This window comes from Curtobacterium sp. MCBA15_012, assembly GCF_001864935.2.
Lineage (GTDB): Bacteria > Actinomycetota > Actinomycetes > Actinomycetales > Microbacteriaceae > Curtobacterium.
Genome location: NZ_CP126267.1, coordinates 2,645,225 through 2,671,335 on the forward strand (window position 1 = coordinate 2,645,225; position 26,111 = coordinate 2,671,335).

The window sequence follows — 26,111 nt, forward strand, 5'->3', positions numbered from 1 at the left end:
CCGGACGGCGGGCGCGCCGCCGGGTGGGTCAGAACCAGCGTTTCACCTTGAACACGACGTACAGGACGACCGCGAAGAGCACCATCGCGACGATCGACAGCGGGTAGCCCCACGTCCAGCTGAGCTCGGGCATGTGCGTGAAGTTCATGCCGTAGATCGCCGCGATGAGCGTCGGCGCGAACAGGATCGCCGCCCAGCCCGAGATCCGCTTCGTGTCGTCGTTCTGCTTCTGCGCCGCCAGGGTCGCGTCGACCGTCAGGGCATTCTGCAGGAGCTGCCGGAACGTGTCGAGCCGCTCGACCGTGCGGATGGCGTGGTCGAGCACGTCGCGGAAGCGCCGCTGCATCTCGACCGGCAGGTGGTACTTCTCGGCGCCGCGGTGCAGGTTCTCGATCATGCCGATCAGGGGTCGTGCGGCCCGCTGGAAGTCGACGACCTCGCCGAACAGCTCGTAGATGCGCTTCGAGACGCCGGGGACGCCCGCGAAGAGCTGGTCCTCGATCTGGTCGATGTCCTCCTCGAGCCCGTCGATCACCGGGGCGTACCCGTCCACGATCGAGTCCATGAGCGCCCAGAGCTGCGCCTGCGGGCCGACCGTCACGAGGCCCGGCTTGCCGCTCATCCGCTGCAGGGCCCGGGGCACCGCCTGCGGACCGCGCGGGTCGGCGGGCACGACCGCCAGGAAGAAGTCGCTGCCGACGAACGCGTGCACCTCACCGAACTCGACCTCCTCGCGGTCGTCGTGGTACACCGCGGGCTTGAGGACCGCGAACAGCGTCGAGCCGTACCGTTCGAGCTTCGGGCGCTGGTGCCCCTCGGCCGAGTCCTCGACCGCGAGCTCGTGCAGGCCGAGCGCGACCGCGACGTCGCCGAGCTCCTGCGCGTCGGGTCGGTGCAGCACGATGCACGCGGTCGCGCCCTCCTCCCCCACCATGCGGAAGGTGGTCTCCAGCGAGGGGCAGACGATCGGCGCGATCCGGTCGACGTAGACGGTGTTGAGCTCGACGGTCACGCTGGCCACCGTACGCACGGCCGACCATGCGCGGACGGGACGCGCCCGCGGGGGTGGGTCGCGCCTCCCGTCCCGCCCGTCGTTTCCGGGGAGCCCGGTCCCTGCCGGGGCGCGTCCGGACGCCGACACCGGGTCCGGCCCCGGTCGTCCCCCGCAGGCTGGGCGCGCGCTGCGCGCGCGGTCGGGCGGACGGCCTACGGTCCAGGTCATCAGCATGCTGACGATGGGAGTGGACATGGACAAGGCCTGGAGGATCGTGGTCGCGGCGAGCGCGGTCGTCGCGGTGGTCGGCGGCTTCCTCGGATCCGGCGCGGTGGTCGGGACGCCGATCGCGCAGGCGTCCGGCGGGGCACTCTCGGCGTCGTCGACGGCCATCGCGCCCGACGGACCGGCGTTCTCGATCTGGAGCGTCATCTACCTCGGGTTGGTCGCCTACGCGGTGCGGCAGTGCTTCCGCACCGCCGACGACGCCCGGCACCGTGCGATCGCCCTGCCGGCGACGCTGTCCCTGCTGCTCAACGCCGCGTGGATCCTGTCCGTGCAGTTCGGCGCGCTGTGGCTGAGCGAACCGGTCATCGTCGCGCTGCTCGTGGTGCTCGTCTGGACGTTCGTGGTGCTGCGGCGGAACCCGGCCGCGGGGACGGCCTCCGGGTCGGGCCTCGTCGAACGGGTGCTCACCGACGGGACCTTCGGGCTCTACCTCGGGTGGCTGTGCGTCGCGACCGCGGCGAACACCGCCGCGGTGCTGTCGGCCGCGGGCTTCCGGGGCTTCGGGCTCGGGGAGGACCTCTGGGGTGTGGCGGTCGCGCTCGTCGCCGGGCTCGTCGGCGTGCTGCTCGCGGTGTGGGACGGCGGTCGGATCGCGCCGACGCTGTCGATCGCGTGGGGGCTCGCGTGGGTCGCGGTCGGTCGGCTCGACGGGCCGCTCGTGTCCGTGCCGACGGCGGTGGCCGCGGTGGTCGCGGTCGCCGCGGTCGTCGTCACGACGCTCGTGGTGCGCACGCGCGTCGGCTGGGTCGGCGGCCGTTCGGCCGCCCGCCCCCGGGCACGGGTGGCGTAGGCGGGCGGCTGCCGCCGGCGGCCGGCGGCCGGCTGGTCACGCGAGGGCCGCGGCTGGTCACGGGCCCGACGGTCGGCTTCGCGAGGGCGACAGCCGGTGACGCGAGGGCCGCGGCCGACCACGCGAAAGCGACAGTTCCCCGCCGATGGTCGGCGGGGAACTGTCGCTTTCGCGTGCATGACGAGCGTCCGGGGCCGCGATGTGTCGCTTTCGCGGGGTGGTCGGTGCGGAAGCGGGCGGGCGCGAAGTGTCGCTCCCGCGAGGTGGTCGGCCGGCGGTGGCCGACCCGGGTCAGCGCGCGGCCGGCGTCAGGCCGTGGGCAGCGGCGACCGCCTCGTTGACGACCTCGCCCGCGTGCACGTTCACGCCCTTCGCGAGCGCCGGGTCCGCCGCGGTCGCGCGCTCCCAGCCCTGGTCGGCGATCGCGAGCGCGTACGGCAGCGTGGCGTTCGTCAGCGCGATCGTGCTCGTGCGCGGCACCGAGCCCGGCATGTTCGCGACGCAGTAGTACACCGCGTCGTGCACCCGGAAGGTGGGGTCGTCGTGCGTGGTCGGCCGCGAGCCCTCGAAGCAGCCGCCCTGGTCGATCGCGATGTCGACGAGCACCGAACCCGGGCGCATGTCGGCGACCATCGCATCGGTCACGAGCTTCGGCGCGGACGCCCCCGGGATGAGCACCGAGCCGACGACGAGGTCGGCGTGCTGCAGCGCCTCGGCGATCGCGTGCGAGGACGACCGCAGGGTCGTGACCCGACCGTCGAAGCGGGCGTCGAGCGCGCGGAGCCGCGGCAGGCTGATGTCGAAGACGGTGACCTCGGCGCCGAGGCCGAGCGCCATCGTGACCGCGTGCTCCCCCGCGACGCCGCCGCCGATCACGACGACGCGGCCGCGCGGCGTCCCGGGAACCCCGCCGAGCAGCAGCCCGCGGCCGCCGTTCGTGCGCATCAGGTGGTACGCGCCGACCTGCACGGACAGGCGCCCGGCGATCTCGGACATGGGCGACAGCAGCGGCAGCGAGCGGTCGGGCAGCTGCACGGTCTCGTACGCGATCGCGGTGGCGCCGGACTCGACGAGCGCGGTCGTCAACGGGCGGTCGGCGGCGAGGTGCAGGTACGTGAAGAGCACCTGTCCGGGCCGGATCGACGCGTACTCCGCGGCGACCGGTTCCTTCACCTTGAGGACCAGCTCGGCGCGCGCCCAGACCTCGGCGGCGGTGTCGACGACGGTCGCGCCGGCAGCGCGGTACTCGTCGTCGGTGAAGGACGAGCCCTCGCCCGCCCCGGCCTGCACGAGGACCTCGTGGCCGTGCAGGGACAGCTCGCCGACGCCCGCCGGGGTCGCCGCGACGCGGTACTCGTTGTTCTTGACTTCGGTGGGGACGCCGATCAGCATCACGGACTCCTTCGTGGGCGGTGCAGGTGAGCCCACGATGCGACGCCGTTCGACCCGGCAATGCCGGATCCGAACATCTGCTCACCCGGAGGCCGTTCGGTGCGACGGAGTTCGGCGAGCGGGTGCCCGGAGCCGGCTAGCGCGTCCGGAGCGACTCGCTCGGCAGCTCGCCGAACCGTGCGCGGTACGTCGCCGAGAACCGGCCGAGGTGCCCGAAGCCCCACGCACGCGCGACGTCCGCGACGCTCGTGCCGTCCCGGTCACCGCGGAGCAGGTCGCCCCGGGCACCGTCGAGTCGGACACCGCGCAGCAGGTCGCCCGGGGTCTGGTCGAGGTGTCGGCGCAGCGACTGCTGGAGCCCACGCGGACTCAGGCCGGCCGCCGCGGCGATCTCGGGCGTGCCGATCGGGTCGCGCGCGTGGGCGTGCACGTAGTCGAGCGCCCGACGGAGGCGGTCGTGCTCCGGACCGTTCCCGGACACCGCCGAACGCCAGCGGTCCCGGTGCGGGAACGCCTCGACCGCGGCGGTCACGAAGGACTCGGCGATCGCGCGCTGGGCGGCCGGGGTCAGGTCGTGCGTCCGGTCGAGCCAGGTGGCCGAGTGCGCCCGGACGACCGACTGCCACGCGCGGATGCCCTCGCTGGTGGGCCGTCGCATCGGGTCGAACGCGAAGTCCTCGTCCCCGACGACGCTCCGGACGAAGTCGCGGTCGAGCTGCACGAGGTTGAGGCCGATGTCGCGGTGGTGCAGCTCGTACGTGTCGGCGAACGGCAGGACCACCGGCACGCCGGGCTCGAGCTCGAACGCCTGCCCGCGGTAGGTGATCGTGCTCGAGCCGCTGCGCATCCACGCGATGACGAACTCGTCGTCGACGCGGCTCTCGGTGCGCAGGTCGACCAGGAACCGCGACGACCGGAGCGACATGCGGTCGTCGCCGACGCCCGCGAAGTCCCACTGGGGCTGCGGACGGGTGCGGCGGACGCGCGGTGCGGTGAAGTCGTAGTCGCCGGTGAAGAAGGCGAGCGCCTCGTCGACGTCGGTGCCGACGAGTCGGCGGAAGTAGCGGGGTGAGCCGTCGGTGGACGGGTCCGTGCCCGCGGTCGCGGACTCCGCGGCACCGGCCGACGCCGGGCCCGGGGCGGGTGACGCAGGGCGCGCAGCAGCCGTCGCCGGCTGACGGGTCTCGCGGGAAGGCACCATGCACCGGAGCCTAGGAGGAGCCACCGACAAAGTCGGTCAGCCCCTGACGCAGGTGGGGTGCCCGGACCCGCCGGGACACGCCGGTCACGGCTGCAGGATCGCCTGCCCGACGCTCTCGTCCAGGATCAGGTCGGTCACCAGTCCGGCCGCCAGCGCCCCCTTCAACGAGGCCGCCTTCGACCGGCCCGCGACGACGCAGACCCGGCGCGGGGCGCGCTTGATCGTGTCGAGGTCGGGAGCGCCCGCGCGGGCGTTCACCCCGATGTCCTTCCAGGAGCCGTCGGCCCGGTAGAACACCGTCGAGACGTCCCCGACCACGCCGGCCTCGGCGAGCTCGTCGCGGTCCTCGGGGTCGAGGTACCCGCCCGAGTACACGTGCGACGGCACCGGCGCCTGCGGGGCACCGACGCCGAACACGACGAGGTCCATCCGCTCGTGCAGGTCGAGGACCCGTCGGATCGAGCGTTCGCGGAACAGCGCCTCCTTGGTGGCCGGGTCGTCGAAGAACGCCGGGACGGGGAACTGCTGCACGAACGCGCCGTACGCCTCGCCGAACCGCCGCAGGATCTCGGAGGCGTAGACGATGCCGGTCGTGCGGGTGTTCGCGGCGCCGTTGATCTGCACGACGGTCGACCCGTGCGTGGTCTTCGGCACGAGGTACCGGCTCACCGCGCTCACGGTCGACCCCCACGAGATGCCGACGACCATGTTCGACTCGACGTACTGCGTGAGGATCCGCGCGGCGGACAGGGCCACCCGCTCCAGCCGGTCGACGTCGCTCGTGTGGTCGGGCACCGGGACGACGTGCGCGTGCACCCCGTACCGCGCCCGGATGTTCCGGCTCAGCGCCGCGGCCTGGTCGAGGGGCGACCGGATCTGGATGTCGACGAGCCCGGTGTCCCTGGCGTACTTCAGCAGACGCGACACCGACGATCGCGAGGTCGCGAGCTCGTCGGCGATGGCGTCCATCGTCAGGTCCTGCAGGTAGTAGAGGTGTGCGGCGCGCAGCGCCTGCTGGGTCCGCATCGGCTGCGCAGCGTCGCTCATGGGAACCGAGCATGCACGGACGTGCACGGCCTCTGCAACCCCTGTCGCGCCTCCAGACCGCTCTCCCGGCCACCTGCCGGGCCGGACGACACCTGTCCTGCACGTTCGTGCACGCGTGTTGCCCGCTCTCCCGAGCAGGCGCACCATCGAAGTCGACCCACGGAACCGACCCAAGGAAGCGACGCACCAATGTCGAAGAAGACGCAGCCCCGGAACACCGTGACGGCGCTCACCGAGCGACCGACCGCACAGGTCCTCGTCGTCGGTGGCGGCATCAACGGCATCGCCACCTTCCGCGACCTCGCCCTGCAGGGCGTCGACGTCGTGCTCGTCGAGCGCGGCGACTACGCCGGCGGCGCCTCGGCCGCGTCGAGCCACATGATCCACGGCGGCATCCGCTACCTCGAGAACGGCGAGTTCCGCCTGGTGCGCGAGAGCGTGCAGGAGCGCAACGGCCTCATCCGCATCGCCCCGCACTACGTCAAGCCGCTCCAGACGACGATGCCGATCTTCTCGACGTTCTCCGGCATCATGAACGCCCCGCTGCGCATGCTCACGCACAAGCAGCGCTCCACCAAGGAGCGCGGCGCGATGCTCATCAAGATCGGCATGACGATCTACGACTCCTTCTCGCGCGACGGCGGCTCGGTCCCGAAGCACGTCTTCCGCACCAAGAAGGCTGCGCTCGAGGACATGCCGGCGCTCAACAAGGACCTGAAGTACACGGGCACCTACTACGACGCGTCCGTCCACGAGCCGGAGCGCCTGGCGCTCGACGTGCTCAAGGACGGCCTCGCCGCCGGCACCGGGACCGGCTCGGCGAGCACCGCGCGAGCGACGAACTACGTCGAGGCCGCGGGCACCCGCGACGGCGGCGTCCTGCTGCGCGACCGCGAGACCGGCGAGGAGTTCGCGTTCCACGCCGACGTCGTCATCAACGCCTCCGGGCCGTGGACCGACCTCACGAACCAGGCGTTCGGCGGCGAGACGAAGTTCATGGGCGGCACCAAGGGCTCCCACATCGTCGTGCACAACGACGAGCTCCTCGAGGCCACCAAGGGCCGCGAGCTGTTCTTCGAGAACGACGACGGACGCATCGTGCTCATCTACCCGCTCAAGGGCCGGGTGCTCATCGGCACGACCGACATCGACGCCGACCCGTCGAAGCCGGTCACCACGACCGAGGAGGAGATCGACTACTTCTTCGGCCTGGTCAAGCACGTGTTCCCGCAGATCGAGGTCACGCGCGACCACATCGTCTACAGCTACTCGGGCATCCGGCCGCTCCCCCGCCACGAGGACACCGCCCCCGGCTTCGTGTCCCGCGACTACCGGATCGTCGACACCCCGATCGCCGGCCTGCCGGACAGCACCGTGCTGTCGCTCGTCGGCGGCAAGTGGACCACGTTCCGCGCCCTCGCCGCGCACCTGTCGACCGAGGCCACCACGAAGCTCGGCGTCGCCCGCACGGTCGACACCACCGGCATGCCGATCGGTGGCGGGAAGGACTTCCCGACCACGGACGCGCAGCGCGACCTGTGGATCACCTCGCACCGCGACGGGCTCGACCCGCAGCTCGTCGAGGGGCTGCTCGAGCGCTACGGCACCCGTGCCGCCGAGGTCGTGGACGTCCTGGTCGACGGCCCGGTCGAGCCGCTCGAGTCCGAGCCGTCGCTCACCCGCGCCGAGGTGGCGTACTTCGCCGAGCACGAGCAGGCCGTCCACCTGGTGGACGTCGTGCTGCGTCGCACGAACCTCGCGTTCGTCGGCGGGGTCACGATCGACCTGCTCGACGAGCTGGCGGACGTGCTCGCCGGGTCGCTCGGTTGGACGACCGAGGAGCGCGCGGACGAGGTCCAGCGCACGCTCGACGTGCTGCGCGAGTCGCACGGCGTGATCGTGCCGCTGCACACGACGGCGCAGCCCGCGTAGTCGGGTCGCGTCCACACGACGGACGGGAGGCGCGGTGCCGGCTGGCACCGCGCCTCCCGTCCGTCGTCCGGTTGCGTCCGGCGGGCGGGCGCGGTCGCGCCGTCCAGGCGGGCGCGCCGTCCACGCGGTCGCGCAGCCCGCGCGGTCGCGCAGCCCGCGCGGTCGTGCGATCGCTAGAAGCGCTCGCCCGTCGGGTCCTGCGCGGTCCGGTCGACGAGGTCCTCGCCGCCGTCCGGCTCGCCCTCCCAGTCCACCAGGCGCCACCCGTCGGCGGTCGACCCCTCGAGCTCCACGATCCCGGTGTTCTCGAGGTGCCGCTTCGTGCCGAAGTCGTCGGGGGTGTTCTGCGCGACCGCGCACGCCCAGGTCCGGATGGCCGCGCCGTGGCTGACCACCGCCGCGACGGCCGCCCCGGACGCCTCGACCCGGGCGATCGCGTCGTCGTAGCGGGCGAAGAACTCCTCGCCGCTCTCCGCACCGGGCATGCGGCTCGCGCGGTCGCCGGCCGACCAGCCGTGCACGGTCGAGATGTACATCTGGACCGACACCCGGTCCGACTTGCCCTGCGTGTCGCCGGCCTCGATCTCGCGGAGGCCGTCGAGCACGACCGGCTCGATCCCGAGCGCGGCGGCGAGCGGCGCGGCCGTGTGCTGCGTCCGCACCATCGACGAGACGAACAGGCGCTCGATGCCCCGGTCGGCCAGCGCCACCGGCAGCGCGGCGGCCTGCCGCTGCCCGAGCTCGGTCAGGCCGGGGCCGGGGACCTCGGCGTCGAGGATGCCGTGCACGTTCGCGGGGGTCTGGCCGTGGCGGATGAGCAGGAGTCGCATGCGGCCACCCTACGGACCGCCGGTGACGTCAGCCCTGCCGCGCCTTCCACCGGGGATCACGCTTGTTGATGACGTACACGCGTCCGCGGCGACGGACGACCTGCGAGCCGGGGACCTGCTTGAGTGCCTTGAGCGAGTTGCGGACCTTCACGGGTTCCTCCTGGTCGATGCCCTCTTGTTGAGAACGGTTGTCATGTAGGGTACCGGACATGCGTCCCGCCGCCATCACCCTCGTCTCCGCGCTGCACGACGTCGACGCCGACCAGGTCGCGTCCCGGATCGCCCTCGGACACCGCATGCACGTGTCGGGCACCGCGTTCGCCGCGGCGCGCGCGATCGCCGCCCGCGCCGACCAGCTCGACCGGGTGTGCGGGCCCGACGCCGACCACGGGCTCGTCGTCAGCACGAGCCCAGGAACCGACGTCCGCGCGGTCGGCATGCTCCTGGCGAACGCCGCCCGCTCCGAGACCGGTGACGACCGCGTGCTGCGGCACGTCGTCGCGGTCCTGCGGGCCGACGAGGTCGCGCACCTGCTGTGGTCCGACGTCGACGACGCCTTCGTCGCCGCCGACCGGGTCACCACGGTGGTCGAGTACGCCACGGTCGTCGTGCTGGACCGCATGGAGCCGCTCTCGGGTCGGCGCCGACGGGCACTCGTCGCACTCCTGCACCGCCTCGCACCGCACGCGGCGATCGTCGCCCGGCACACCGTCCGGTCGGCCGCCGACCTCCCCGCATCGAACGGCGGAGCGGCGCGGCTGCTGGCCTCCGGCGCCGGGTGGATGCGCGCGCTGTCGACCGACGCCGGGCGGACCGACAGCGGGCGTGCGCCGTGCGACGACCTGGTGACGCTCCGCTACCGGGAACCGCTGCCCTTCCACCCCGGACGACTCGCGACGGTCATCGCCGAGGACCTCGCCGCCGGGGTGAACGGACGGGTGCTGCGGTCGCGGGGGTTCTTCCGTCTGGCGTCCCGACCGGACCACGTCGGGTCGTGGTCGAGCTTCGGGGCGATGCTCGCCCTCGACCCGACCGCGAACCCGTCGTGGGACGCGGACGCCCCGATCGGGCAGGCGATCTGGTTCGTCGGCGAACGGCTCGACGTGCACGGCATCGAGCGCGCGCTCGACACCGCGCTGCTGACCCCGGCCGAACTGCTCGCCGGCCCGGCGCTGTGGCGCTCGTGGGCGGACCCGTTCCCGGCCTGGCCGGCCGTGGACGCGCAGCAGCCGGAGTGACCGGTCGCGTGCTGCACGTGTCGAGCAGCGCGCGGCATGCCCGGCCGGACCCGCGTGTCGAGCAGGGCGTGTGGCCGGTCCCGACCGGGTCCGCGTGTCGACCAGGACGCGCGGCCGGTCCGGGCGGGCCCGCGCGTCAGGTGAGCGTGTCGAGCAGGGCGCGCGCGGTGACCGCGTCGGTGACGAGTTCGTTGACGAGACCGGCACGCACCGCCCCGATGATGCTCGGCACCTTGGCCGTGCCCACCGCGACCCCGACGGCGTGCGGCACACCGGCCAGGATCTCCCGCGAGGTACGGACCATGCGCTCGCTCCCCGGGAACTCGATCGCCGAGCCGTCGGCGGCGTAGAAGTTCAGGCAGACGTCGCCGGCGGCCTGGTCGAACACGGCGTCCTCGACCGGGATGCCCCGGGCGAGGGCGTCCCGCGTCGGGGTCGGCGCGCCGATGCCGAGGATCGCGCCCTTCGCCCGGCTCCAGAGGCCCACGACGTGCTGGAACGCCGGGTCCTCGTCGAGGGAGGCCCGCATCGCCTCGCTCGGGAGCGCCTGCGCGAACAGGAAGGCCGGGATCGCGCCCGAGTGCTCGGCAGCGGTACGGGTGATCTCGTTCGTCTGGAACCAGGGCATCGGGTCGGCCTGGCCGCCCACGGTCGGGACGAGCTGCACACCCGCGAGGGGCGGCATCCCGGCGTGCGCGACGTCGTACACGGTCCGCCCCGAGCTCATCAGGACCGCGTCGCCCGGGACGAGCCCCATGCCGTCGACCGCGGCGGCGATGGGTGCCGCGAGGTCGGCGCCGAGCGTCGCCCCGTGCGTCACGGCCGCGAGGTGCACGGCCCGCAGCCCGAGCACGACCGTCAGGCGTTCGGCGAGCGCGACGGTCTCGTCCTGGAACGGGTCGACGACCTCGATGCGCACGAGTCCGGCGCGGCGGGCCTCGGCGACGAGCCGGCTGACCGTGGGCCGGGAGACCCCGAGGCGCGAGGCGATCTCGACCTGGGTGGCGTCCTCGAGGTAGTACATCCGCGCGGCCTGGTACACGGTGTCGAGCGGGAAGCGGGGCCGGGTGCCCTCCGCTCCGGTCGTGCTCTCGGAGGACATGCTGCGGGACCCTTCGATCGATCGGACACCGCGATGCTAGTCCGGCCGTCGCTCAGCGGATCGTGAACCCGCCGTCGACGCGGAGGTCCGCGCCGTTCACCATGCCCGCCGCCTCGCTCGCCAGGAACAGCACGGCCGCGGCGACCTCGTCCGGGGTGGCGAAGCGGCCGGTCGGGATCTCGTCCTGGTGCCGCAGGCCGGCCTCGTTCGCCCAGGCCGCGCGGCCCAGGTCGGTGAGCACGACGGTCGGGGACACCGTGTTCACCGTGACGCCGCGCCCGCCCCACTCGAGCGCGAGCACCTTCGTCAGCCCGAGCACGCCGGCCTTCGACGCACAGTAGGCCGCATGCCGGTCGAGACCGACGTGCGCCGCCTGCGACGCGATGTTCACGATGCGGCCGTACCCGGCGGCGAGCATGTGCCGGCCGACGGCCTGCGCGACCCGGAACGTCCCGGTCAGGTTGACGTCGAGCGTCCGGCTCCACGCGGCGGCCGAGAGGTCCTCGGCGGCGTCGAGCGCGACGATGCCGGCGCAGTTCACGAGCACGTCGACCCGGCCCGTGGCGGCGACGACCGTGTCGACCGCGGCGGCCACCGAGGCGTCGTCGGTGACGTCGCACCCGACCCCGAGGTGCGCGCTCTCCCCGGCACCGGACAGTGCGTCGGCGGCCCGGCGTGCACCGTCCTCGTGCACGTCGACGATCGCGACCCGGGCTCCCCGCGCGGCGGCGGCCCGGGCGATCGCGAGACCGATCCCGGAGGCCCCACCGGTCACGACAGCGGTGCGTCCGGAGAGGTCGTTCGTCAGGTCGACGGAGTCGGGCCCGGGGCGGAGTGCGGCGTCGAGGTCGGTGGTCATGCTGGTCGCTCCCTTGCGTCGGTGGTGGGCAGAACCGTAGCAGAAATTGTGTGCTGGACAACGGTTCCGTCGGGTGTACAGTCGTCGCCGAACCATCGGAACGGGCCCAGCCCGGCTGACCAACGGAGGAACAGCGCATGTCGACGACGACGACCGGTACCCCAGCGACACCGACCACGACGACCGCCCCCGCGGACACCGTCACCGCCACGATCCCGACGACGATGCGCGCCGTGGTGGTGCACGGACCCGGCGACTACCGGCTCGAGGAGCGCCCGGTGCCGACGCCCGGTCCGGGCGAACTGCTCCTCCGCACCGACGCCGTGGGCATCTGCGCGAGCGACCTGAAGTGCTGGCACGGCGCCGCGAAGTTCTGGGGCGACGAGCACCGCGCCGCGTGGGCCGAGACCGACCGCGTCCCCGGGCACGAGTTCGTCGGGACCGTCGTCGCCGCCGACGACGCGGCGCTCGCGAAGCGCGGTCTGGCGATCGGCGACCGGATCGCGTGCGAGCAGATCGTGCCGTGCTGGGAGTGCCGGTACTGCCTCGAGGGCTCCTACTGGATGTGCGCCGTGCACGACATGTTCGGCTTCAAGGGCTTCGACGGCGCGATGGCCGAGTACGTGCTCGTCCCGACGCGGGCCCTGACCCACCCCGTCTCGCGTGCGCTGCCCGGCCAGGTCGCCGCCTTCGCCGAGCCGCTCTCCTGCGCCTTCCACGCCGTCGAGCGCGGCGAGATCCGGTTCGGCGACACCGTGGTGATCGCCGGCGCGGGCCCGATCGGTCTCTCCGCCATCGCGGGCGCCCGCCAGAAGAACCCGCTGCGGGTGGTCGCCCTCGACGTCGTCGACGCGAAGCTCGACCTGGCCCGCAAGGTCGGTGCCGACGTCACGATCAACATCGCCCGGGAGGACGCGGTGGCCCGCGTGAAGGAGCTCACCGACGGCTACGGCGCCGACGTGTACATCGAGGCCACCGGGCACCCGTCCGCGGTCCCCCAGGGCCTGGACCTCCTGCGGAAGCTCGGCACGTTCGTCGAGTACTCGGTCTTCAAGGACGCCGTCTCGGTCGACTGGTCGATCATCTCCGACGACAAGGAGCTCGACGTGCGCGGTGCCCACCTCGGACCGCACACCTGGCCCGCGGCGATCAAGCTGCTCGAGTCCGGGACGCTGCCGATGGACGAGATCTGCACGCACCAGTTCCCGCTCGAGGACTTCCAGCAGGCGCTCGACCTGGTCGGCGACTCGGCCGGCGCGAGCGTCAAGGTCTCGATCGTCCCGTCCCTCAGCGCGCCCACGACCGCGGCGGCGTCCGGGTCGGCGGCGTCGTCGACCGCGTCGTCCACCGCCGAGTCCGTCCCCGCGGCCGCCGCCGCGCGGGCCTGAGCGCACGAGGAGTCCGAGGCATGTCGACGACGACCGCCCGCGCGACCACCGCGCCCACCGCCGCCCCGGCCCGCGCCGAGGGCCGACTCGACCGGATGGGGATCCCCCGTCCGCTCGCCCTCGGGTTCGTCGCCGTGCTGGTCTTCATGACCGGCAACGGCGTCGAGTCCAACTTCATCACGCCGCACATGGTCGCCGTCCTCGGCAGCCCCGAGGCCACGGTCGCGACCATCGTCACGTTCTACAGCCTCGCCGCACTGATCGGCAGCTACGTCTCGGGCGCCCTGTCCGACCTCGTCGGGCCGCGACGCGTGATGATCCTCGGGTTCGCCGTCTGGGTCGTGTTCGAGGTGCTCTTCCTCGTCGCGCTCGGTCTCGGCAGCGTCCCGTTCGCCGCCGTGGCGTACGCGATCCGTGGCTTCGGCTACCCGCTGTTCGCGTTCGCCTTCCTCGTGTGGGTGAACATCACGACGCCGGTCGAGCGCAACGGCTCGGCGGTCGGCTGGTTCTACGTCGCGTTCACGGGCGGCCTGCCGACGCTCGGGTCGCTCTTCGCGATCGGCGCCATCCCGGTGTTCGGCGGCGGGACGACCGGTGAGACCGGTGCCATGGTCGCGTCGATCGCGCTCGTCGTCGCGGGCTTCCTGATCATGCTGTTCGGCGTCCGCCTGCCGAACGGGTTCTCCCGGATCGCCCCGGCGGGCGAGAGCGCGTGGCGCGTGCTGACGAGCGGCATCCGGCTCACCGCGACGCGGCCGAAGGTGCTCATGGGCTTCCTGGTCCGGCTGATCAACACGGCGCCGGAGTTCGGCATGTTCGTCGTCCTGCCCGCCGTCATCGCAGACCAGCGCGGGTGGGGCCAGGGCCGCTGGCTGCTCATGACCGTCTGCGTCTACGCCACGAACATCCTCGTCAACGCCCTGTTCGGCTGGGTCGGGGACCGGATCGGCTGGCAGCGCACCGTCAAGTGGTTCGGCATCGTCGGCTCCGCCACGGGCCTCGTCGCCTGGTGGTACGTCCCGCAGCTCGTGCCCGCCGGCTCGGACTGGGGCTACGTGCTCTCGGTCGTCGCGGGCTGCGTGTTCGGTTGCCTGCTCGCCGGGTTCGTGCCGATGGGCGCGATCATGCCGGCGCTCGCCCCCGAGCACAAGGGTGCGGCGATGGCGATGTACACGACCGCGGCGGGCGGTGCCGCGTTCCTCGGGACGGGCGTCGTCGCGGCGGTGTTCGCCCTCGGCGGCGGTGGCGAGGCCGTGACGTGGACCTTCGTCGGGCTCTACGCCTGCGCGTTCGTGATGATCCACTTCCTCGACGTCCCGCAGCGCCGGGCGACACCGCACCGGCAGCACTGACCCCGCGGCACCGCCGACAGCGCCGGCCGGTGCCGCCGGCGGCGCCGAACGGTACCGCCGGCACCGCCCCGCAGCACCGACGCCCCGACCCCGGGCGACGGCGGCCGTCCCGCCGTCGCCCGGCACCACCCGACCCACCACGGGTCGGCCGACACACACGAAGGAACGAACGAGATGACCACGATCCACGACGACCCGGAGGAGTTCGCCGAGGACCAGCTGGCCGGCTGGCTGGCACTCCACGGTGACCGCGTCCGCGGCGTGCACGGGGGCGCCGTCGCCCTGCCGACCGAGGGTGCCCCGCCGCAGGTGGCGGTCGTGGTCGGCGGTGGCTCCGGCCACTACCCCGCCTTCTGCGGGCTCGTCGGCCCCGGGTTCGCCACCGGCGCGGTCGTCGGCAACGTCTTCACCTCGCCGTCCGCGGCGCAGGTCTACTCGGTCGCCAAGGCCGCCGACCAGGGCCGCGGCGTGGTCCTGTCGTTCGGCAACTACGCCGGCGACACGATGAACTTCGGGCTCGCCGCCGAGCGGCTGCGCGCCGAGGGCGTGGACACCCGCATCGTCGTCGTGACGGACGACGTCGCGAGCTCCGACGAGGTCGCGCAGCGTCGCGGCATCGCCGGCGACTTCTCGGTCTTCAAGGCGATGGGCGCGGCGGCCGCGGACGGCGCCGACCTGGACACCGTCGAGCGACTGGGGAACGCGGCGAACGCGGCCACCCGCACGATCGGCGTCGCCTTCTCGGGCTGCACCATGCCCGGGGCGACCGGCCCGCTCTTCAGCGTCCCGGACGGCCACCTCGGCCTCGGCCTCGGCATCCACGGCGAGCCCGGCATCCGCGACGTGCCCGTCCTGCCCGCGACCGACCTCGCACAGCTGCTCGTCGAGCGGGTCCTCGCCGCCCGCCCCGACGGCGCCAGCACGCGGGTCGCGCCCGTCCTGAACGGCCTGGGCGACACGAAGTACGAGGAACTGTTCCTGCTCTGGGGCCGGGTGCTGCCGCTGCTCACCGCGGCCGGACTCGAGGTCGTCGAGCCCGAGGTCGGCGAACTCGTGACGAGCCTCGACATGGGCGGCTGCTCCCTGACCCTGCAGTGGCTCGACGACGACCTCGAACGGCTCTGGCGTGCCGACGCGTACACCCCGGCCTACCGCAAGCTGCGGGCGCCGGTCGCCGCGCTCGTGCCGGCCACCGCGGTGCAGGAGGCCGAGGCGGAGGCGACGGTCGTGCCGGAGGCGACCGACGCCTCCCGTCGGGCCGCCGACGCGGCGCGCGCCGCCGTCGCGGCGATGGACGAGCTGCTGCGTGAGCAGGAGGAGACCCTCGGGCGGATCGACGCGGTCGCCGGGGACGGCGACCACGGACGCGGCATGGTGAAGGGGATCGGTGCGGCCCGCAGGGCGGTCGAGCAGACCGGCCGGGAGGCGGGGGTCGCCTTCGTCCTCGGACGTGCCGGTGACGCGTGGGCCGCGTCGGCGGGCGGCACGTCCGGTGTCCTGTGGGGTGCGGCGCTCGAGGCCTTCGGGCGGGCGCTCGGTGACGACCGCGAGACGGTCGCGCCCGCCGACGTCGTCGACGCCGCCCAGGCCTTCGCCGACTCGATCGTGCAGCTCGGCCGCGCGTCGCGCGGCGACAAGACGCTGCTCGACGCGCTGCTGCCGTTCGTCGACGAACTGCGCGCAGCGGTCGAGCAGGGCGCGGCGCTGCCCGAGGCGTGGCAGGTCGCCGCCCGGACCGCGGTGGAGCAGGCGGCGGCGACCGCCGACCTCACGCCGCGGGTCGGACGGGCGCGACCGCTCGCCGAGAAGAGCAAGGGGACGCCCGACGCGGGCGCCACCTCGATGGGGATGGTCCTCACCCGCGTCGGCGAGGTCCTCGCCGCACGCGCACCGAAGGAAGGAGTGGTCGCGTGACGTACCGGTTGGTGGTGGGCTCGGACGACGCCGGGTTCGACTACAAGGAGGTCATCAGGCGGGACCTCGAGGCCGACCCGCGGGTGGCGTCGGTGGTGGACGTCGGGGTCGACGCCGAGGGGCACACGGCGTACCCGCACGTCGCCGTGGACGCGGCACGGATGGTCGCCACGGGCGAGGCCGACCGGGCGGTCCTGGTGTGCGGCACCGGGCTCGGGGTGGCGATCAGCGCGAACAAGGTCCCGGGCATCCGTGCGGTGACCGCGCACGACAGCTTCAGCGTGGAGCGGTCGGTGCTCAGCAACGACGCCCAGGTGCTGTGCCTCGGGCAGCGGGTCGTCGGGCTCGAGGTCGCGCGACGCATGGTGCGGGAGTGGCTCGGCTACGTCTTCGACCCGGGCAGCGCGAGTGCCGACAAGGTCGCCGCGATCTGCGGGTACGACGGCTCCGCCCCGGTCGGCGCGGACGCCCTCGAGACCGGCGGCGGCCCCCGGGACTGAGGCAGCCCGTCGCGTCCCGGGTACCGGGCCGTGGGTCCCAGCCGGCTGTCGGTTGCCGGACGTACGGTACCCGGGACGCAACGCTCCACCGAGGGGAACACCGATGCAGAAGTCAGCCTGGCTGCCCGCCGTCCTCGCGCCGCTCGTCGTCGCGGGGGCCGTCGCCGCCCCCGTGATCGCGAACGCCGCCGCCGACCCCGTCGCGGGGAAGGACCCGAGCGCCGCGGACGTGATCGCGAGCGTGGCGCAGTCCCGCGACGCACAGTACTCGGGCCGGCTCTCGCAGACGAGCGACCTCGGGCTGCCCGAGCTCCCCTCGGGTGCCGGCGGGTCCTCCGTGCAGGGCGACGCGTCCGACGTGCTCGGGCTCCTCACCGCACCGCACACCGCGCGCGTCTACGTCGACGGACCCGACAAGCAGCGCGTGCAGCTCACCCAGCAGCTCGCCGAGCAGGACGTCGTCCGCAACGGCGACGACGTCTGGACGTGGGACTCGAAGCAGCGCACGGCCGTGCACGTCACGCTCCCCGCCCGCGGGGACGCGCCCGCCGCCGGCACCACGACCCCGGCCGACGTCGCCCGGCGCGCGATCGACGCGATCACGCCGAGCACGACCGTGTCGAAGCCGACGGCCGTCCGGGTGGCGGGCCACGACGCGTGGCAGGTCACGCTGACGCCGAAGTCGGACGACACCCTGGTGGGCTCCGTGCGGCTCGCGGTGGACCAGCAGACCGGCCTGCCGCTCCGCGCGACGGTCCTCGCCGCGGGCAGTGCCGACCCGGCGTTCCAGGTCGGGTTCACGAGCCTCGACTACGGCGCGCCGGCCGCCCGCCTGTTCGACTTCACCCCGCCGAGCGGCGCGGAGGTGACGACGAAGGACCTGTCCGACGCCGACCACGGTGGCCACGCGGCACACGGCGACGGCACGGCAGCCGACCGCGGCACGCCCACCGTGACGGGTTCGGGCTGGGACACCGTGGTCGAGCTGCCCGCGGGCTCCGTCGACCGCTCGGCGCTGCAGGGCGACGCCGACGCCTCCGGCCTGCTCGACCAGCTGACGAAGCCGGTCGACGGCGGGCGCGCGGTGCAGACGAAGCTCGTCTCCGTCTACCTGACCGACGACGGCCGCGTGTTCGCGGGTGCCGTGCCGGTGTCGACCCTGGTCGCCGCGGCGAAGTGACCGCGACCGCCGACCTCGCGATCCGGACGGAGGCGCTCGCCAAGGTCTTCCGCCGCCAGCGCGCCGTCGACGGGATCGACCTCGCCGTGCCGCGCGGGTCGGTCTTCGGGTTCCTCGGTCCGAACGGCTCCGGCAAGACCACCACGATCCGGATGCTCCTCGGACTCTCGTCGGCGACGAGCGGCCGCATCGACCTGCTCGGCCAGCCGATGCCCGCCGCGCGCCACACCGTGCTCCCCCGGGTCGGGGCGCTCGTCGAGGGGCCGGCCTCCTACCCGTACCTGAGCGGTCGGGCCAACCTGCACCGCTTCGACGCCGCCGATCCCACGTCCGACCCGCGGTCCCGGAAGACCCGGGTCGACGCCGCCCTCGACCGGGTCGGCCTGACGCACGCGGCCGACAAGAAGGCGCACGCGTACTCGCTCGGCATGAAGCAGCGCCTGGGGCTCGCGAACGCGCTGCTCGCACCCCGGGACCTGCTCGTGCTCGACGAACCGACGAACGGCCTCGACCCGCAGGGCACCCGCGAGGTCCGGAACCTCATCCGGTCCCTCGCCGACGACGGGACGACCGTGTTCGTGTCGAGCCACCTCCTCGCCGAGATCGAGCAGGTCTGCACCCACGCCGCGGTGATGCGCACCGGGCGCCTGGTCGCGCAGGGCGCGCTCGACGACCTCCGCGCGCAAGGTGGCCGGACGATCACGGTCCGGACGCCCGACGTGGGGCACGCGGGCACGGTCCTGATCGGCCTCGGCCTGACGCCCCGACGGGACGCCGGTGCCGACACGCTCGTCGCGGACCTGCCCGCCGAGACGGAACCCGAGGCCGTGACCGCGGCGCTCGTGCACGCCGACGTCCGGGTCCGCGGGATCACGGTCGGCGGCGGCACGCTCGAGGACCTGTTCGTCGCGCTCACCGGGGATGGGTTCGATGTCGCAGCCTGAGACCACCGCACCGCAGCCCGACGCGGGCGCCGGGGCCACGGCCACGGCCACGGCCACGGCCACGGCCACGGCCCACCGTGCGGACGCCACCGCGCCGCAGCCCCACGCCCCCACCGGCCGGGGTCGCACGTTCGCCCTGCTCGGGTCCGAGCTCGCCCTGGTCTTCCGTCGGCGCCGCACCTGGGCGATGCTCGGGGCGCTCGCCCTCGTCCCGGTCCTCATCGCGATCGCGGTCCGCCTGACCACCGACGGCGACGACGGCGGCCCGGCCTTCCTCGGGGACATCACGAACAACGGACTCTTCGTGGCGTTCACGGCACTGACGGTGTCGATCCCGCTGTTCCTGCCCCTCACGGTCGGGGTCGTCTCGGGCGACACGGTCGCGGGCGAGGCGTCGCACGGCACGATCCGGTACCTGCTCGTCGCGCCGACCGGGCGACTGCGGTTCATCCTCGTCAAGTACGTCGGTGCGGTGGCGTTCTGCCTCGCCGCGACCCTGCTCGTGGTGCTCGTCGGAGCCCTCGTCGGGGCGCTGCTGTTCCCGATCGGCCCGGTGACCCTGCTGTCCGGGACCCAGGTCGACGGGTGGTCGTACGCCGGGCGGGCGGTGCTCCTCGCGCTCTACGTGACGCTGTCGATGCTCGGGCTCGCGGCGATCGGCCTGTTCGCCTCGACGCTGACGACGGTGCCGGTCGGGGCGATGGCGACCACCGTGGTGCTCGCCGGGGTCTCCCAGGTGCTCGACCAGCTGCCGCAGCTCGACTGGCTGCACCCGTTCCTGTTCTCGCACCTGTGGCTCGGGTTCGGCGACCTGCTGCGCGACCCGATCGCGTTCGACTCGTTCGGGTCGAACGCGCTGCTCCAGCTCGGGTACGTCGCGGTCTTCGGCGCGCTCGCGTACGGCCGCTTCGCGACGAAGGACGTCCTGAGCTGACGCGAGACGCGGCCGACCCGCGCCGACCCGCGCCGAACTGACGCGCGCGACCCACGCCGACCCGACGGGCGCGATCCGCGCCGACCCGACGCGCGCGACCCGCGCCGACGACGAACGGGCCCGACGTCCACCAGGACGTCGGGCCCGTGTCACGAGCGCCGGGGCTCAGGAAGCGGGGCTGGCCGTCCCGCCCGCCATCGTCTCCGTGTCGGCCCCGCGCTGGTCGGCGTACCGGTCGCGCAGGTCCCGGGCCTTCTCGGAGCGGTACCAGTCGAGGCGTGCCCCGGTCTCGACGGTCTGCATGCCGATCACGACCTTGCCGCGGGACCGCATCTCGGCGAGGTCCTCGTACGCGTCGACGATGTACTCGAACGGGTAGAAGCCCGAGATGAGGACCTGCACCCGCCGGTCCTGCACGGCCTTCGCGAGCATGGTGAGCAGCTCGCGCGCCTCTTCGTCCTCAGCAGGCGCGCGGAGGAACCGGATCTCGACGTCGCGCCGTTCCTCGGACGACACGAAGCGGTCCTCGCCGACGCCGAGTCGTGCCGCGAGGCCCTTCGCCGCGTCGTCGCCGTGGTTGTCGATGAACGCCGTGATCGGGCGGCCACCGGCGATCTCGCGGATGCGGTCCTCCTCGCCGTCTCCGTAGGCCACCGGGAGGGTGCCGATCTGCCGCAGGTAGTCGTGGTTGCGGGGGCTGCCGAGCGCGATCACGGTCGCGCCGGCGTCGTGCGCGAGCTGGCACTGGATGTGCCCGACCCCGCCCGCCGCGGCGCTGATGACGACGGTGTCGTCCGGTCCGAGGCGCAGGGCGCGGACGATCGACGCCGCGGTGCAACCGGCCAGGTACAGGCCACCCGCGACCTCCCAGCCGACGTGTTCGGGCTTCTTGATGACCGCGCCGCGGGGTGCGCGCACCCAGGTCGCGTGCGCGCCGCCGTCGGGCGCGTGGCCCATGACCTCGTCGCCGACCTTGAGGTCGCGGACTTCGGAGCCGCGTGCGCGGACGATGCCGGCGAAGTCGACGCCCTGGTGGGCGGGGAACGCGAGGTCGACGTGGTCGCGGAGCTTCCCTTCGCGGAGGAAGCGCTCCACGTGGTTGAGTCCGGCGGCGACCACCTCGACGACGACGTCGCCGGGGCCGGGTTCGGGACGTTCCTGCGGGACGAGCTCGACCACGTCGAACCCGCCGTACCGGTCGTACTGCACTGCACTACCGATGCGCATGAGGGACTCCTTCCGTCTGCATGCCACCGGTGTACTCGCGCAGACGGGACGGTGTCCGTGAGCACGGGGTACTCCGCGGGTCCCCCGCGACGCGCGGGAGCCACAGCCGGACCGGCCGACGGTCCGGTCGCCGGGCAGGCGGTCCGGCGGACCGATGCGCGTGGGCACGGGACAGGCGGACCGACGCGCACGGGCGCGGGACGGGCGGACGGGAGGCGCGGTGCGGGCCCGCCCCGCGCCTCCCGTCCGCCCCGCACCGCGTCGGTGACGCGACCGGTCAGCGCTTGCCGGCCGCCTCCGCGACGCGCGCCGCGGTCGCCGCGTCCAACCGGAACGCGCGGCGGTCGCCCTCGGGGCGGGGCACGCGGACGGGCGTCGACCAGACGGACCCGTCGGCGGCGACGTCGACGACGAGCGCACCGGAGGAGACCCAGGCGGACTCCTCGTCGTACGGGCCGACGACGTCGGAGTCGTTCGCGACGCCCGGTGCGACCAGCACGGGCACGCCCGCGAGGGACCCGGCGGAGTGGTGGTGCAGGTGCCCGCCGAGGACGAGCCGCACGTCGGATCCGTCGAGCACCTCGGCGAGGTCCTCGGGGTTCTGCAGGCGGAGCGCCTCGTGCAGCGCGGTCGGCGCGGGCACCGGCGGGTGGTGCAGGACCACGATGCTGCCGTGCTCGACCGGGTCGCCGGTCAGCGCCGCGCGCAGGTGCTCGAGGGCGGTGTCGCTCACCTCGCCGTAGCCCGCGCCCGGGACGCTCGTGTCGACGGTGACGATCCGGAAGCCCGCGACGAGGGACTGCCCCGATACGGGGACGCTCGGCGGCGTGTACTGCATCGTGTGCGCGAACGGACGCCCGCCCTCCCCCAGGACGTGCCCGTCGGCGAGGACCTGCCGGAAGCCCTCGCGCAGGTCGTGGTTGCCCGGCACGGCGACGAACGCGGCGCCGTGCCGCTCGGCCCAGGACCCGACCCGCTCGCGCACGGTGCGGTACGACTCCGGACTGCCGTCCTCGGAGACGTCGCCGGACACGACGACGAGCCCGACGCCGGGGACCGGGTCGACGTGGGCGAGGACCGCGTCGAGGGCCGCGGTGGTGTCGACGGTCCCCTGGTGCAGGGCGCCGTCGCCGGTCAGGTGGGTGTCGGACAGGTGGAGGACACGGAGGGTCCCCGGTGCGGGCGGCTGCATGCGGACACGCTAGCGACGTCGGTGGTCCGGGGGCTGCACGGCGGGTGGACCGCGGGTGGCGCCGACGGACGCGGACGCGGGGGTGCGTGCGGCGGCCCCGCTGCGGGTGGCGCCGGCGGACGCGGACGCCGGGGCGCGCGGCGGCCCACCGCGCTACCGTTGCCGCGTGACCGACGCCCCGATCGACCTGCGCTCCGACACCGTCACCCGCCCGACCCCCGCGATGCGCCGGGCGATGGCCGAGGCCGAGGTCGGCGACGACGTGTTCGGCGAGGACCCGGAGACGAACGCCCTCGAACGCGAGGTCGCCGCGCTGCTCGGGTACGAGGCCGGGCTGTTCACCCCGACCGGCTCGATGGCGAACCAGCTCGGGCTCCGCCTGCACGTCGCCCCGGGCGAGGAGCTGCTGGCCGACGTCCGCGCACACGTCGTCCGTGCCGAGCTCGGTGCGGCCGCGGTGTTCTCGGGCATCACCACGCGCACCTGGCCCTCGGACCGCGGGCGCCTCGTCGCCGAGACCGTGCGCGAGCTGGCCGAACCGAACGCCGGCGCGTACTCGGTCTCCACCACGGCGATCGCGGTCGAGAACACCCACAACTTCGGCGGCGGCACGGTGCAGCCGCAGGACGAGATCCGCGCGGTGCAGGCCTTCGCCCGGGAGCACGGGATCGCCCTGCACCTCGACGGCGCCCGGCTCTGGAACGCCCACGTCGCGACCGGCACCCCGCTGCACGAGCTCGCCGCCGGGTTCGACACCGTGTCCGTCTGCCTGTCGAAGGGGCTCGGTGCCCCGGTCGGCTCGGTGCTGCTCGGCACGCGCGAGCACGTCGCCGCCGCACGGACCTGGCGGAAGCGCTTCGGCGGGGGCATGCGGCAGACGGGCTTCCTCGCCGCCGCCGGTCGGTACGCGCTCGGCCACCACGTCGACCGGCTCGCGGAGGACCACCGGAACGCCCGGGTCCTCGCCGCGGCGCTCGACGTCGACCCGGCGACGGTGGACACGAACATCGTGTTCGCCGAGGTCGCCGACCCGGCCGCCTTCGTCACGGCCGCGGCGGAGCGGGGCGTCCGGGTGATGCAGCTCGGGCCGCGCAGCGTCCGGCTCGTCACGCACCTGGACGTCAGCGCCGACGACGTCGAACGTGCGGCCGAGGTGCTCGCGGCCCTGCCCCGCTGACGGGACGAGCACGGAGCCGACGCCGCGGCGGTCGAGCGGCTGCCCGCGTGGCCCGCAGGCCGGAATCCGTCGGTACCCCCCGAACGGGGCACACCTGGGGCACAATGCTCGTGGACCCGTCACCGACTCCCCCGGGACTCCGGTGCGGTCCACCTCCGTGCCCGAGCCCCGTCCCGAGGAGCCCGCCATCCCCGTCCCGTGCCCGCGCACCCTCACGTGCGCAACGCCCGTCCCGCCCACCACCGATCGGAGCGCCCGGTGAACCGCCGGCGCGTCACGGCCGCCGCCGCCGCGCTCAGCTGCGTGCTGATCGCCGTCCCCACCGCCGCCTCCGCGAACTCCTGGTGCGGGTGGTGGCGCGAACACCACCGCCCGCCGGCGGCCTCCTCGACGCCGACACCGACGGAGCAGCCGGAGGACACGACGCCCGCTCCCGACGACCGGTCGGGCGACGAGCAGCCGACCACGGAGCCGACCGAGACCCCCACGGAGCAGGCAGAGACGGCCCCGGACACGACCCCCGTGACCGCGGCCCCCTCGGACGACACCCGCCCGCCCGCACTGTCCTTCGTCGAGGACTTCGACACGCAGGCAGCGGTCGGCCGGGTCGCGTCGACGTACCCGCAGGCGTGGCAGCCCTACCCGGACGGCACGTCCGGCATCTACGAGCCGAGCAGGACCGTCTCGGTGCACGACGGCGTCCTCGACGTCCCGCTCGGTGGTGCCGGCACCGCGGGCACGTTCGGCTCCCTCGCGGGCGCCTGGGGCCACGTCGGCGGCACCTTCTCGGTGCGCGCGAAGGCGACCGGCGGCGACGGGAACGGCGCGGCCTTCATGCTGTGGCCGAGCTCGAACGTCTGGTCCGACGGCGAGATCGACTTCCCGGAGGGCAACTTCGAGGAGCGCCCGCAGGCGTTCCAGCACGCGATGACGCCCGGTCGCGAGGCCGAGCGCACCCAGGTCGACAGCGGCGTCTCGTGGCGCGACTGGCACACCTACACGGTGCAGTGGGAGCCGGGGCGGTCCGTCACGTACAGCGTCGACGGCCGCGTGCTCGAGACGATCACGCACGACGTCCCCACGACCGCGCACCGCTTCATGTTCCAGACCGGCAACTGGGGCGCGTCCGGCAACCTGCTCGTCGACTGGGTCGCCACGAGCGAGTGACGCGCGTCGTCCGCACCACCTGACGGACGGGAGGCGCGGTGCCGGCCGGCACCGCGCCTCCCGTCCGTCGCGACACGGCCCCGGCGGTCGCGGTCGCGGGCGCGGTCGCGGTCGCGGTCGCGGAACGACACCCCCGCCGTCGTTCGACAGCGAGGGTGTCGCCGGACAGCAGCGAGCCGTCCGTCGCGGCGTGGCCGTGCTCAGACCGCGGCGGCGGTCCGTGCCGGCAGCGGGAACCCCAGCGGGTCGGCGCGCACGGTGTCGAGCGCCGACGCGAGCGCCCCGAGCACGACGACGTCGCCGCCGAGCCGGGAGGCCACGACCTCCGGCGTCGGGTCGTACGCCCACGCGGCCAGGTGCGCCCGCGCACGGTCGATCACGCCCGAGGCGGCCTCGGCGATCGCGCCGGCCACGACCACGCGGTCGATGTCGAGCAGGCTGGCGAGCAGGACGCACACGCGGGCCAGGCGGTCCCCGAGCCGGTCGACGACCTCGAGCGCGACCGGGTCACCGAGCGCGGCGGCGGCGAACACCTCCGCGGCGCCCGGCCCGGCCTCGCCGTCGGCGGAGACCCCGGCGTCGAGCAGGGACCCGGGGCCGATCCGTCCGGCGTCGCGTGCTGCGCGCACGAGGTCGCGGGCGGTCCGGCCGATGCCGTTCGACGACCCCACGCCGTCCACCAGGTCGAGCACACGGAGCTCGCCGGCACCGCCGCGTGCGCCGCGCAGCAACGACCCGTCGACCACGAGCCCGGCGCCGAACCGCTCCCCCGACAGCAGCGCCGCGAAGGAGGCGTCGCCGGAGGACGGCCCCTCGGCGAGCGCGGCCGCGTTCGCGTCGTTCTCGACGACGACGCGTCCGTGCCCGACCACGCCGCGGAACCCGGGGTTCATCGCGTCCCAGAAGCCGCCGTCGGCCGGTGAGGCACCCGTGGCGTCGACGGGCGCCGGGACGCCGACCACCGTGACGAGCACCCGCTCCGGGTCGACCCCGGCACCGGCGAGCGCCGTCGCGATCGTGTCGGCCGTGACGCCGAGCCGCACCGGGACGTCGAGGCCCGTGTCGCCGAGCGCTCCCTCGGCCCGCGCGAGGACGGTGCCGCGCAGGTCCGCGACGAGGGCGGCGACGCGGTGCTGCCCGGCGTCGACGCCGACGACGACACCGGCGTCGGGGTCGAGCGCGTACCGACGGGCCGGACGCCCCTTCTGGTACTCGCCGGCGGCCCGGGCGTCGTCGAGGTCGCGCAGCCACCCGAGCCGGACCAGCTCGGCGCACGCCCCGAGCACGGTCGAGCGGGTCAGGCCGGTGGCGTCGATCGCCTCGGTCGCGGTGAACGCCTCGGCGTCGAACGCGTACGCCAGGACCGTCTCGGCGCTGGTGGCGCGGACGGTCGCACGACGTGGTGGCATGCGCCGACCCTACCGTCGGAACAGTTGCTTGCGCGATTAGATTTTCTGGGTAGA

At 74.1% G+C, this 26,111-nt stretch carries 23 protein-coding genes; 12 read left to right on the forward strand and 11 right to left on the reverse strand.

The window, feature by feature from the left end:
• Window positions 1–28: 28 nt before the first annotated feature.
• Window positions 29–1,012 carry a magnesium and cobalt transport protein CorA gene (locus QOL15_RS12145; protein ID WP_065963417.1) on the reverse strand — a complete coding sequence of 328 codons (984 nt, stop codon included), beginning with the start codon at window positions 1,010–1,012 and terminating at the stop codon, window positions 29–31.
• Between the two features lie 214 nt (window positions 1,013–1,226).
• On the opposite strand from QOL15_RS12145, the gene QOL15_RS12150 reads away from it, so the two are divergent.
• Window positions 1,227–2,072, forward strand: a complete 846-nt coding sequence (locus QOL15_RS12150) for a tryptophan-rich sensory protein (protein WP_254784066.1) — start codon at window positions 1,227–1,229, stop codon at window positions 2,070–2,072.
• A 291-nt stretch (window positions 2,073–2,363) separates the two neighbouring features.
• Here QOL15_RS12150 and ald read toward each other — a convergent pair whose 3' ends face one another.
• The 3 genes from ald to QOL15_RS12165 all read right to left on the reverse strand — a co-directional run bounded on the left by ald (window position 2,364) and on the right by QOL15_RS12165 (window position 5,712).
• Window positions 2,364–3,464: an alanine dehydrogenase gene (gene ald / locus QOL15_RS12155; RefSeq protein WP_071245577.1), complete on the reverse strand. Its 1,101-nt coding sequence runs from the start codon at window positions 3,462–3,464 to the stop codon at window positions 2,364–2,366.
• A gap of 136 nt (window positions 3,465–3,600) precedes the next feature.
• Window positions 3,601–4,665, reverse strand: a complete 1,065-nt coding sequence (locus QOL15_RS12160; protein ID WP_071245575.1) for an AraC family transcriptional regulator — start codon at window positions 4,663–4,665, stop codon at window positions 3,601–3,603.
• 84 nt (window positions 4,666–4,749) lie between these two features.
• On the reverse strand, window positions 4,750–5,712 hold the full coding sequence (locus tag QOL15_RS12165) for a sugar-binding transcriptional regulator (RefSeq protein ID WP_065963424.1): 963 nt from the start codon (window positions 5,710–5,712) through the stop codon (window positions 4,750–4,752).
• Window positions 5,713–5,901: 189 nt separating this feature from the next.
• On the opposite strand from QOL15_RS12165, the gene QOL15_RS12170 reads away from it, so the two are divergent.
• On the forward strand, window positions 5,902–7,644 hold the full coding sequence (locus tag QOL15_RS12170; protein WP_071245573.1) for a glycerol-3-phosphate dehydrogenase/oxidase: 1,743 nt from the start codon (window positions 5,902–5,904) through the stop codon (window positions 7,642–7,644).
• Between the two features lie 173 nt (window positions 7,645–7,817).
• On the opposite strand, the gene QOL15_RS12175 is transcribed toward QOL15_RS12170, so the two are convergent.
• Entirely contained in the window at window positions 7,818–8,474 is a 657-nt protein-coding gene (locus QOL15_RS12175; RefSeq protein ID WP_071245571.1) for a histidine phosphatase family protein, read from the reverse strand.
• A 28-nt stretch (window positions 8,475–8,502) separates the two neighbouring features.
• On the reverse strand, window positions 8,503–8,625 hold the full coding sequence (ykgO, locus tag QOL15_RS12180; RefSeq protein WP_065963431.1) for a type B 50S ribosomal protein L36: 123 nt from the start codon (window positions 8,623–8,625) through the stop codon (window positions 8,503–8,505).
• A 58-nt stretch (window positions 8,626–8,683) separates the two neighbouring features.
• Between ykgO and QOL15_RS12185 the strand changes: the two genes are divergently transcribed.
• Window positions 8,684–9,712 carry a GTP-binding protein gene (locus QOL15_RS12185; protein WP_071245569.1) on the forward strand — a complete coding sequence of 343 codons (1,029 nt, stop codon included), beginning with the start codon at window positions 8,684–8,686 and terminating at the stop codon, window positions 9,710–9,712.
• Between the two features lie 136 nt (window positions 9,713–9,848).
• On the opposite strand, the gene QOL15_RS12190 is transcribed toward QOL15_RS12185, so the two are convergent.
• Entirely contained in the window at window positions 9,849–10,814 is a 966-nt protein-coding gene (locus tag QOL15_RS12190; protein WP_071245567.1) for a sugar-binding transcriptional regulator, read from the reverse strand.
• A 52-nt stretch (window positions 10,815–10,866) separates the two neighbouring features.
• A complete protein-coding gene (locus tag QOL15_RS12195) occupies window positions 10,867–11,673 on the reverse strand; it encodes a GolD/DthD family dehydrogenase (protein WP_071245565.1) in 807 nt (268 codons plus the stop codon).
• Between the two features lie 137 nt (window positions 11,674–11,810).
• Between QOL15_RS12195 and QOL15_RS12200 the strand changes: the two genes are divergently transcribed.
• The 7 genes from QOL15_RS12200 (at window position 11,811) to QOL15_RS12230 (ending at window position 19,885) form a co-directional block, all read left to right on the forward strand.
• The gene (locus QOL15_RS12200) at window positions 11,811–13,061 is read left to right on the forward strand and encodes a zinc-binding dehydrogenase (RefSeq protein WP_083230303.1); all 1,251 of its coding nucleotides are present in this window, start codon (window positions 11,811–11,813) and stop codon (window positions 13,059–13,061) included.
• A 20-nt stretch (window positions 13,062–13,081) separates the two neighbouring features.
• Window positions 13,082–14,413 carry an RbtT/DalT/CsbX family MFS transporter gene (locus QOL15_RS12205; protein WP_071245563.1) on the forward strand — a complete coding sequence of 444 codons (1,332 nt, stop codon included), beginning with the start codon at window positions 13,082–13,084 and terminating at the stop codon, window positions 14,411–14,413.
• A gap of 174 nt (window positions 14,414–14,587) precedes the next feature.
• A complete protein-coding gene (locus QOL15_RS12210) occupies window positions 14,588–16,327 on the forward strand; it encodes a dihydroxyacetone kinase family protein (protein WP_071245561.1) in 1,740 nt (579 codons plus the stop codon).
• Complete coding sequence (locus QOL15_RS12215; protein ID WP_065963444.1) at window positions 16,324–16,827, forward strand: ribose-5-phosphate isomerase; 504 nt, start codon at window positions 16,324–16,326, stop codon at window positions 16,825–16,827. Before QOL15_RS12210 ends, QOL15_RS12215 begins: the two co-directional genes overlap by 4 nt.
• Window positions 16,828–16,930: 103 nt before the next feature.
• Window positions 16,931–18,007, forward strand: coding sequence for a sigma-E factor regulatory protein RseB domain-containing protein (locus QOL15_RS12220; RefSeq protein WP_071245559.1), 1,077 nt, complete (start codon window positions 16,931–16,933; stop codon window positions 18,005–18,007).
• Window positions 18,004–18,951, forward strand: coding sequence for an ABC transporter ATP-binding protein (locus QOL15_RS12225; RefSeq protein WP_071245557.1), 948 nt, complete (start codon window positions 18,004–18,006; stop codon window positions 18,949–18,951). Before QOL15_RS12220 ends, QOL15_RS12225 begins: the two co-directional genes overlap by 4 nt.
• Window positions 18,938–19,885, forward strand: coding sequence for an ABC transporter permease (locus tag QOL15_RS12230; protein WP_302847144.1), 948 nt, complete (start codon window positions 18,938–18,940; stop codon window positions 19,883–19,885). Before QOL15_RS12225 ends, QOL15_RS12230 begins: the two co-directional genes overlap by 14 nt.
• 165 nt (window positions 19,886–20,050) lie before the next feature.
• Here QOL15_RS12230 and QOL15_RS12235 read toward each other — a convergent pair whose 3' ends face one another.
• Together QOL15_RS12235 and QOL15_RS12240 are read right to left on the reverse strand one after the other, a co-directional pair.
• Complete coding sequence (locus QOL15_RS12235) at window positions 20,051–21,112, reverse strand: NADP-dependent oxidoreductase (protein ID WP_083230304.1); 1,062 nt, start codon at window positions 21,110–21,112, stop codon at window positions 20,051–20,053.
• A gap of 277 nt (window positions 21,113–21,389) precedes the next feature.
• Window positions 21,390–22,304: a metallophosphoesterase gene (locus tag QOL15_RS12240; RefSeq protein WP_071245555.1), complete on the reverse strand. Its 915-nt coding sequence runs from the start codon at window positions 22,302–22,304 to the stop codon at window positions 21,390–21,392.
• Between the two features lie 166 nt (window positions 22,305–22,470).
• On the opposite strand from QOL15_RS12240, the gene QOL15_RS12245 reads away from it, so the two are divergent.
• Together QOL15_RS12245 and QOL15_RS12250 are read left to right on the forward strand one after the other, a co-directional pair.
• Window positions 22,471–23,481, forward strand: coding sequence for a low specificity L-threonine aldolase (locus QOL15_RS12245; protein WP_083230306.1), 1,011 nt, complete (start codon window positions 22,471–22,473; stop codon window positions 23,479–23,481).
• Between the two features lie 258 nt (window positions 23,482–23,739).
• Window positions 23,740–24,648, forward strand: a complete 909-nt coding sequence (locus QOL15_RS12250; RefSeq protein ID WP_071245553.1) for a glycoside hydrolase family 16 protein — start codon at window positions 23,740–23,742, stop codon at window positions 24,646–24,648.
• Window positions 24,649–24,848: 200 nt separating this feature from the next.
• Here QOL15_RS12250 and QOL15_RS12255 read toward each other — a convergent pair whose 3' ends face one another.
• Complete coding sequence (locus QOL15_RS12255) at window positions 24,849–26,057, reverse strand: ROK family protein (RefSeq protein WP_071247952.1); 1,209 nt, start codon at window positions 26,055–26,057, stop codon at window positions 24,849–24,851.
• Window positions 26,058–26,111 lie beyond the last annotated feature (54 nt).